The organism is Candidatus Thermoplasmatota archaeon, assembly GCA_030018475.1.
Lineage (GTDB): Archaea > Thermoplasmatota > JASEFT01 > JASEFT01 > JASEFT01 > JASEFT01.
Genome location: JASEFT010000059.1, coordinates 1 through 8238 on the forward strand (window position 1 = coordinate 1; position 8238 = coordinate 8238).

The following is an 8238-nucleotide window of genomic DNA, read 5'->3' on the forward strand; positions in this document are numbered from 1 at the left end:
TAGAACCTGTGCTACCACCTAATCTAGGGGTGTAGGTGGGTGGGCTTTACTTGATAGCCTATTAGTCAAGTTCGCAAGGCTTCTTTTATTTGATTGAGAAGAAGTGATATGATGAGAGTATAGCAATCGGAAACTAAAAATTTATTGCCCGATAAATTACTATTACCTCGGGGATGGAAAAAATGAAATCAGATTTAGAAATAGCGCAGGAAGCTAAATTAAAGCCTATTATAGAAGTTGCTGAAGAGCTTGGTTTGAAAGAAGATGAGTTAGAGCTTTACGGTAAATACAAGGCGAAAGTAGTTTTAGAAGTGCTTGATAGATTGAAAGACAGAAAACAAGGTAAATATGTAGATGTGACTGCAATAACGCCTACGCCGCTAGGCGAAGGTAAGACTGTAACTACAATAGGGCTTGCAATGGCTCTGAAAAAAATCGGTAAAAAAGCAATTACCTGCATTCGTCAGCCTTCTTTAGGACCTGTATTTGGTATAAAAGGAGGTGCTGCCGGCGGAGGCTATGCGCAAGTCGTGCCTATGGAAGATTTTAATTTACATTTCACTGGCGATGTGCATGCAGTGAGCTTAGCTCATAATTTATGCGCTGCTTTCTTGGATAATGTGCTCCAAAAAGGCAACCCTTTAGATATAGATCTTTCAGCTATAAACTTTGGTAGAGTAGTTGATGTAAGTGATAGGTCCTTGCGCAAAATCATCATAGGCTTGGGTGGCAAAGAAGACGGCGTGCCGCGCGAAAGCTGGTTCGATATTAGCGTAGCAAGCGAGGTTATGGCTATACTAGCTTTAGCATCTGATTTATTCGACCTTCGTAAAAGGCTTGGAAGAATAGTTGTTGCTTATACCCATGATGGTAAGCCTGTAACTGCAGAGGATTTGAAAGTAGCAGGCTCAATGGCAGTACTCTTAAAAGATGCTATCAAGCCTAATTTAATTCAAACTTTAGAAAATACTGCCTGCTTCGTGCATGCAGGTCCTTTCGCTAACATAGCGCACGGCAATAGCTCAATAATCGCAGATAAAATTGCAATAAAACTTGGCGATTATGTAGTTACGGAAAGCGGTTTCGGCGCTGACTGCGGTATGGAAAAATTTTTCAATATCAAATGTCGTTATAGCGGTCTAATACCGAATTGCGTTGTGCTTGTAACTACTATAAGAGCTTTAAAAATGCATTCTGGCACGTTCAAAGTAGTGCCTGGTAGACCTTTACCTGAGGCGCTTGTAAAAGAGAATTTAGATGCTTTGGAAAAAGGTATATGTAATTTAGAAGCTCATATAAAGAATATTGCGCTGTTTGGAGTGCCTTCTGTAGTAGCAATAAACGTATTCACAACAGATACTGACAGAGAGATAGAATTTGTTAGGGAGAGGGCAAAAAAAGCAGGTGCAGAAGATTGTGCTATAAGCGAAGTCTGGGCTAAAGGTGGCGAAGGGGGCGTTGAGCTTGCAAAAGCTGTAGATAGAGCTTGTAAGAAAGAGAGCAAATTTAAATTCCTATATCCTTTAGAAGCTCCTATAAAAGAGAAAATCGAGACAATTGCTACCAAGATTTACGGCGCTAGCGGTGTAGATTACACATCTCTTGCAGAAGATAAAATAAAATTATTCACAAAGCAAGGTTTAGATAAATTACCGGTTTGCATGGCTAAAACTCACTTATCACTTTCTCACGAGCCTTCTTGGAAAGGCGCACCTAAAAATTATCGTTTGCCTGTTAGAGATATAAGAGCAAGCGTTGGCGCTGGCTTCCTTTATCCGCTCTGCGGCGAGATGCGTACAATGCCTGGATTGCCAAGCGTACCTGCAGGCACCAAAATTGATATTGATGAAAAGGGAAGGGTTGTAGGACTTTTCTAGAGAAAGGAGAATTTATTACTTATTACTCAGATAATATTCCGTGGACTATAGCGCTACAATAAACTATCTTTACGGCTTGCAAAGGTTTGGGACTAAGTTGGGTTTGCGGAATATTAGAACTTTAGCTAGACTCCTAAATAATCCTCATCATGCACTCAGAGCTGTACACATTACAGGCACTAACGGAAAAGGCTCTGTTGCTGCTATGATTGCTAGCGTTTTACAAGCGCAAGGCTATAAAGTTGGCCTATACACCTCACCGCACTTGTCAAGATTTACCGAAAGAATAACGATAAACGGAAAGGAAATACCTGAGAGCAAGGTTGTAGAACTTACAAAAGAGCTTAAGTTGCTTGCCGATAAAACAAAAGCAATTACAGGTGGATATCCTACTTTCTTCGAATTCACGACTGCACTGATGTTCCAATATTTTTGCGATGAAAAACTAGATATTGCTTCTATTGAGGTAGGCATGGGAGGAAGGCTTGACGCTACTAATATAATCAATCCTCTTGTCTCAGTCATCACTACAGTAGCTCTTGAGCATACTAAGTATTTAGGAAATACCATTGAAAAGATAGCTTATGAAAAGTGCGGAACAATCAAGAGGAAAAGACCTGTAGTAACTGCAGTAAATAATACCAAAGCGCTGGGTGTAATAAAAAATATCTGTAGAAAGAGATGTTGCGAGCTTTTTGTTGTGGGAAATGATATTGAATTTAAAGTTCTCAATCAGAGCTTGCAAAATCAAGAGCTAGAAGTTTGCGGCCTTTTAGATAGCTATAAAATATCTATCCCTCTGCTGGGTACTCATCAATGTATTAATGCAGCTACAGCTATCGCTACCCTGGAATGCCTAAAAAAATATTACGGCATTGCTATAACGAAAGAATCCATAAAAAAAGGTCTTGGAACAGTGAGGTGGCATGGTAGATTAGAAATAGTCAAAAAGAAACCTCTGGTATTATTAGATTGCTCTCACAATCCAGAAGCTGCTAGAACGTTAGCTAAAGAGCTTGAAAAATTCAAAGCTCTAAAAATTCTGGTGATAGGTATAAGCTCTGATAAAGATATATCAAGCGTACTGAGAGAGCTTTTGCCACAATTCGAACTTGTTATAGCAACTCAATCTAAAGTAATTGAGAGAGCTTTGCCTGTAGAAGAGCTTGCACGCAAAATATTAGAGCACAAGAACAAAGTTATAGTAGCGAGAAACGTGAACAAGGCTATAGATTGCGCACTTTCGCTAGCAAGCAAAAATGATATTATTTGTATTACAGGCTCTGTTTTCGTAGTTGGTGAAGCCAGAGATTATTTAGTGGAAAGTAGAAAATCTAAAGATAATTAAATGGCATGGTAGATTTGAGTTTAAGGATGAGTTGCTTGCAGGAGAAGGTCTGCTGAATTAACTCAGTGCTCTAAGCAATTTCGATACAACTAACGTAGATATCACACAAATCTCTTCTGCTGATAACTGATATTTTGCACTTTCATCAAACACAACATTTGCTGAGCCAGGCACCTCTTCATCCCCTTTCCATAATATTATGGTAATAGGCAGTCTTGGGAATACTTTAATTTCTACACTCGCATCTCCATAATCTAATTTTCTACCGCCAAATAAACTCGCTACTTCAATGAGTTTCTCAGGTTGAGACACAAAATTTTTTACTATTGGTTTAATCACGGAGCGCTCAAAAACTCCATAATAAATATCGCCCCCATGCAAATCCCTGAAAGAAACTAACCTGTTACTTAGCTCAATATTCTTTGAGCCCAATAGATAACGGAGAATAACTAAGGAAAGTAAAGTATTTGCGCTTTGCCCATTACTTGCTACAACTTCTTTAGTTTCTAATTTTACATAAAAAATTTCGTTAAGCCAAGGGACTGTAAATTCTTCTCTCGCTTTGTCAAAATTTACATTTGCATTTTCGGCAGTAATTGAAGGGTCTAAAGAAAGTAGTTTTTCCCAAGAAACTTCAAGTGCATGTAAATATTGAGCATCTTCTTTCATTCATACTAAAATATCCTAAAGAATATTTATAATCTCTCAGCGCTATTATAAAGGGCAAGAAATGATTGAAATATGCGGAATTTACCTTAAAAAAACGACAGATTTGAAGTTTAAAAGATTATGGAAAATCCACGATTTAGAAAAATTATCCTTAACTTTAAAAGTGAGTGAACACATAATTGAAATTTGTAAAGAATTGAATCATCATTATCCAGCTACAAGATATCCTCTTGAACTCGAGTAGACAAAAAACATACCCAAAGCAGCATTTGAAAATAGCAAGGACGTGGTAGAATGGGTAAAAAAGAAGAATGACAGCGATGTTGATATCATCGTTGTAACTCCAAAACTATATGGTGAATGGCATAAGAAGAAAAATTACCCCGTTGATATTCTTTTATTTAATGTTAAAGAATTCGAAAAATTAAAAAAGCAAGTTTCAATAGTTAGCGAGGCTTTAAGAGAAGGGATAGAGACCTAAGAGCTCACGTATACATGATGAGCTTCTGCTTTCATCAACACGAAAATATTTTAAATAATATTATAATCTTTTAGCCTTATTCCTAACAGTGAGTTACTGACGAGTAGGAAAAGAAGGTATGAGTAACGAGAAGGTTAAAGTCAGACATATAATATCGCTACCGTACTCTTTCGTTAGAGGAAAAAGCGAGGACATTTTCTTTTCTTCTGCAGTTGTAGAATTGATTAGCGCTCTTTGTTTGCACGCTTTAAGAGCAACTTCCATCACATCGATTTTGGGAGTGTCTATTGCAAGCGGTACATTAGTTACTTCTTGAACTACGCTTACAAGCCATTTCATAACTTCCTTTGGATCTTCCGCACCAGGTCCTGTGCTAATATCAAGTACGTTAGCACCTGCAGCTACTTGCTCTAAAGCAAGGCGCTGAATAAAATCTTTATCTCTTTTGTCAATAGCTTTTGCAACGGATTTGAACATTCCGTTAATTCGCTCGCTTATTATTAGCATTTGTACCACCCTTTAGTAGCAATTATCATACCCAAGTAAATACGCTTCGGTTGAAGCAGCAGAATATTTATTAGTGAGCCAGCATATTTTTAGCACGTGCAAAAAAAATATACTGCCCTACTCCAGCCTTGGAATAAAAAAGTTGAAGTAGCAGAGGGCGAAAATGTACTTAAACTTTTGACAGCTCAAAAGCTCTATATAGATTCTGTATGTGGTGGTATAGGCAAATGCGGTAAATGCAAAGTGCAAGTAAAAGGTAAATACAGGACTGAGAAAACAGAACTACTGACGAAGGAAGAGCTTGCAGAGGGCTATTGCTTGGCGTGTCAAACACAAATAGAAGGTCACGTTGAGATATTTATACCGCCGAGCTCTAGACTTGGCGAGCCTCAAATTCTAACCAAATCTGAAATTATCAAGGTTGAGAAAATAGCTCCTGTGGTGGATAAATACTGGCTAAAGCTACCTTTACCTACTCTGACAGATAATATAAGTGATTTAGAAAGGCTGCAGAGAGCTCTTAAATACCAAGATGTGAGTATTGATCTAAATGTTCTTAGGAAGTTTGGTAGAATATTACGTGAAAGTAATTGGGATGTTACTGTAACTTTGACCGAGCTTGATGGCAAGCATGAAATCACAAATATAGAGGCAGGCAATACAATCTCAAGAAAGTACGGGCTTGCGATAGATATAGGCACTACTACCGTAGTAGCAACTCTTGTGGACCTTAACGAAGGCAATATTATAGATACAGCTTCAGACTATAATAAGCAGATAATATGCGGCGCTGATGTTATATCTAGGATAAACTATAGCGAAGAAGAGAAGCACGGACTAAAAAAACTGAATTCTTTGGTTATAGCTACCATAAACTATCTAATCAAAGACCTAACCGCCAACAACAATATTAGAAGGGATGAAATTAGTTACATTGTTACTGCTGGCAATACTACTATGACTCACCTTCTACTTAATATTTCGCCTTCAACAATCAAGCGCGAGCCCTATATTCCAACTGCAAATTTAATTAAAGAGCTCAAAGCTCGCGAGCTAGGTATACAAGCACCTAACGCTTATTTGTATTGTGTACCTGGAAGAAGCGCTTATGTGGGGGGCGATATTACTGCAGATATTTTAGCGAGTGGTATGCACAAAAAGGAAGAGCTCTCAATGCTGATTGATGTGGGTACTAACGGTGAAGTCGTGCTCGGTAGTAAAGATTGGCTGGTTGCATGCTCTTGCTCAGCAGGACCTGCCTTTGAAGGTGGCGAGGTAGATTACGGCACTCGCGCTGTAAAAGGAGCTATTGAAAAATTGCATATTACACCAAATTTTGAAGTTGAATATTCTGTTATAGGCAACGTGAAGCCTATCGGTATTTGTGGCTCGGGACTGATTGATCTTTTAGGAGAGCTTTTTAGATGTAACATAATAGACAAAAGCGGCAGAATAAGAGATTTAGATAATCCTAGAATAAGAGAAGGCAAAGAAGGTAAAGAGTTTGTGGCTGTACGAGCTGAAGATACTAAAATAGGTAAAGATCTTGTAATTTCAGAATCGGATATCAGAAATATTATAAGAACAAAAGCAGCTATTTATGCGGCAACTTCGCTACTACTAAAAACAGTAGGCTACGAAACTAAAGATTTGTATCAGATATTTATTGCAGGCGCTTTCGGTAACTATCTAGATGCTAGAAAATCTATACTTACGGGAATACTACCCGATGTAGATATTGAGAAACTGAAATTTATTGGTAATGGCGCACTTACAGGAGCGCAACTCATACTTCTCTCCAAGAAAAAAAAGGAAGAAGCTGAAGAAATATTTAGAAAGATTACTTATATAGACTTGAGTACAAACCCTAAATTTTTCGAGGAGTTCACATCTGCGCTATTTTTGCCACATACTAATTTAGAGCTTTTTCCTACTGTGAAGAAAATGCTGGTATAATGAAAACAAGATCTAATTATGAGTTTGATTTTAATCTTTTGCCTACCGGTATCGGCAGTCTGCCTCATTTAAATGCGCAAGAAGCCTGCAAAGTTATACTAGAAAATTTCAGTGAGATACCTTTCTGGCCTCAACTGCCTAACTTAGGCTTTAAAGAAAATATGCATGCGCAATTTGCTTATGATCTACCTGGAATAATTGTTGATTATGATGATAAAAAGATTTTCGCAGATTTGGAAAAGAAATTAGGTTTAGAAATTGATAGCTTCCACCGTAAAATTTCTGAGTGCACGTTAACTTATGATAAAGAATACTTCTCAGGCTTATCTACAATGCTAGCAAAAAAAGAGCTGTTAAGGGCTACGAAGGCAATAAAAGGTCAAATCACAGGGCCTATAAGCTTAGGACTACAGATTACAGACTCTCAGTCTGGCAAAGCGCTGCTCTACAATGAGCTCTATCGCGAGATTATCGTGAAAGCTCTAAATGAGAAAGCCAAATTGCAAGAGCGCTTGCTTAGAGCGCTAAATAAACAGATAATTATTTTCTTTGACGAGCCTTCTTTGTGCATGTACGGTACTCCTTATTTGAATTTAAGCAGAGAAGAAATTGTAAACGCTCTTACAAGCGTAGTGAAAGGACTGAGCTGTTTAAAAGGAGTACATTGCTGCGGTAATACAGATTGGTCTATGCTACTAAAGCTTCCTATAGATATAATTTCTTTTGATGCCTATAGTTATGGCGAACGCTTGGCTCTTTATACAAAAGAGCTAAAAGAATTTATTGAGCGTGGAGGGGCACTCGCTTTTGGTATTGTACCTTCAGTAGAAGAAAATTTTTGTAGAGAGAGTTTAGAAACGTTAGCTGCGAAGTTCGATTCCTTGTTAAAAAATTTTGTTAGAAAAGGGCTTTCTCAGAAAGAATTTTTAAGTTCCTCTCTTTTAACACCATCTTGCGGACTTGCTGGTATGAGTGTAGAAAGCGCAGGAAAAGCTTTGAAACTTACTAAAGAACTTTCTCAAAAGTTAAGGGAAAGATATGGTAGTTAGTGACGAGACACCGGCCTGAAGGCCGATGCATCAGTAGCTAACGTTTCACTTCAAACGCTTTATCAAGTTCTTTTTTAATATCTTCAATGAACTTCTTATTTTCTTCCTTAACTTTTCCGACCCAAACAATGGACTCTCTTTTTAGTTTACATTCGCCAGGGGGCTTTAATAAGCGATCTTCTATTAATATACTTATATCGTATGAAGGAATGACAAAAATCTCTGCGATTGGAGTAAGAAATCTTATTTTACTTTTTCCTCCTTTGCTATAATTAACACCTTGATTGGCGAGTAGGGTTTCAATTATAGTAGTTGTTTCTGTCGCCGGGATTCGCACACCTCGTGTCCAAT

9 protein-coding genes are annotated in these 8238 nt (G+C 37.9%); 6 read left to right on the forward strand and 3 right to left on the reverse strand.

Annotation, left to right across the window (positions count from 1 at the left end; all coding sequences use genetic code 11):
* Positions 1 to 173 precede the first annotated feature (173 nt).
* Positions 174 to 1877: a formate--tetrahydrofolate ligase gene (locus QMD21_06775; GenBank protein ID MDI6856463.1), complete on the forward strand. Its 1704-nt coding sequence runs from the start codon at positions 174 to 176 to the stop codon at positions 1875 to 1877.
* A gap of 40 nt (positions 1878 to 1917) precedes the next feature.
* Entirely contained in the window at positions 1918 to 3225 is a 1308-nt protein-coding gene (locus QMD21_06780; GenBank protein ID MDI6856464.1) for a folylpolyglutamate synthase/dihydrofolate synthase family protein, read from the forward strand.
* A gap of 57 nt (positions 3226 to 3282) precedes the next feature.
* On the opposite strand, the gene QMD21_06785 is transcribed toward QMD21_06780, so the two are convergent.
* Positions 3283 to 3894, reverse strand: coding sequence for a DUF3786 domain-containing protein (locus QMD21_06785; protein MDI6856465.1), 612 nt, complete (start codon positions 3892 to 3894; stop codon positions 3283 to 3285).
* A gap of 61 nt (positions 3895 to 3955) precedes the next feature.
* On the opposite strand from QMD21_06785, the gene QMD21_06790 reads away from it, so the two are divergent.
* Positions 3956 to 4138 (forward strand): hypothetical protein, encoded by a 183-nt coding sequence (locus QMD21_06790; GenBank protein MDI6856466.1) that lies wholly within the window; start codon positions 3956 to 3958, stop codon positions 4136 to 4138.
* Between the two features lie 42 nt (positions 4139 to 4180).
* Entirely contained in the window at positions 4181 to 4375 is a 195-nt protein-coding gene (locus QMD21_06795; GenBank protein ID MDI6856467.1) for a hypothetical protein, read from the forward strand.
* 93 nt (positions 4376 to 4468) lie between these two features.
* On the opposite strand, the gene QMD21_06800 is transcribed toward QMD21_06795, so the two are convergent.
* On the reverse strand, positions 4469 to 4882 hold the full coding sequence (locus tag QMD21_06800) for a dihydropteroate synthase (protein ID MDI6856468.1): 414 nt from the start codon (positions 4880 to 4882) through the stop codon (positions 4469 to 4471).
* Positions 4883 to 4978: 96 nt separating this feature from the next.
* On the opposite strand from QMD21_06800, the gene QMD21_06805 reads away from it, so the two are divergent.
* Both QMD21_06805 and QMD21_06810 read left to right on the forward strand, forming a co-directional pair.
* Positions 4979 to 6838 carry an ASKHA domain-containing protein gene (locus QMD21_06805; GenBank protein MDI6856469.1) on the forward strand — a complete coding sequence of 620 codons (1860 nt, stop codon included), beginning with the start codon at positions 4979 to 4981 and terminating at the stop codon, positions 6836 to 6838.
* Positions 6838 to 7887 (forward strand): methionine synthase, encoded by a 1050-nt coding sequence (locus QMD21_06810; protein ID MDI6856470.1) that lies wholly within the window; start codon positions 6838 to 6840, stop codon positions 7885 to 7887. Before QMD21_06805 ends, QMD21_06810 begins: the two co-directional genes overlap by 1 nt.
* Positions 7888 to 7924: 37 nt before the next feature.
* Here the strand turns inward: QMD21_06810 and QMD21_06815 are convergent.
* Positions 7925 to 8238: hypothetical protein (locus tag QMD21_06815; protein MDI6856471.1), on the reverse strand; the 314-nt coding region annotated here is incomplete at its 5' end.

Excerpts from the sequence above, each read along its gene's own strand:
- QMD21_06775 (MDI6856463.1), top strand. The coding sequence starts at position 174 with ATGGAAAAAATGAAATCAGATTTAGAAATAGCGCAGGAAGCTAAATTA.
- QMD21_06810 (MDI6856470.1), top strand. The coding sequence starts at position 6,838 with ATGAAAACAAGATCTAATTATGAGTTTGATTTTAATCTTTTGCCTACC.
- QMD21_06800 (MDI6856468.1), bottom strand. The coding sequence starts at position 4,882 with ATGCTAATAATAAGCGAGCGAATTAACGGAATGTTCAAATCCGTTGCA.
- QMD21_06785 (MDI6856465.1), bottom strand. The coding sequence starts at position 3,894 with ATGAAAGAAGATGCTCAATATTTACATGCACTTGAAGTTTCTTGGGAA.
- QMD21_06790 (MDI6856466.1), top strand. The coding sequence starts at position 3,956 with ATGATTGAAATATGCGGAATTTACCTTAAAAAAACGACAGATTTGAAG.